Source organism: Colwellia marinimaniae (genome assembly GCF_002207865.1).
GTDB lineage: Bacteria > Pseudomonadota > Gammaproteobacteria > Enterobacterales > Alteromonadaceae > Colwellia > Colwellia marinimaniae.
In genome coordinates, this window is sequence record NZ_BDQM01000434.1 from 1 (window position 1) to 246 (window position 246).

1 protein-coding gene is annotated in these 246 nt (G+C 67.1%); it reads right to left on the reverse strand.

Translation table 11 applies throughout. The annotated features are described in order from the left end of the window. A partial coding sequence (locus tag MTCD1_RS19965) for a flagellar basal body L-ring protein FlgH (protein ID WP_200818703.1) occupies nucleotides 1-246 on the reverse strand: 246 nt, incomplete at both ends.

The window sequence follows — 246 nt, forward strand, 5'->3', positions numbered from 1 at the left end:
CTCGATGCCCGACTGCTTGCTGATCTGGGTATTGCTGCGGTTGCTGGCCTGGGTGGCCTCCTGCAGGGTGACGGTCAGGATGTCGCCACTGCGGTAGGCGCGATTGTCGGCGGTCAGTGCGCGCATCGTGCCGGGCACGAACAGCCCGACGGACTGGCCCTGTGGGGTTTCCCAGGCGAGTTCGGGCATGCTGTCGTGCGGCTTGATCGGCACCTCGCCCTGAAGCGTCGCGCAGCTGCACAGCGT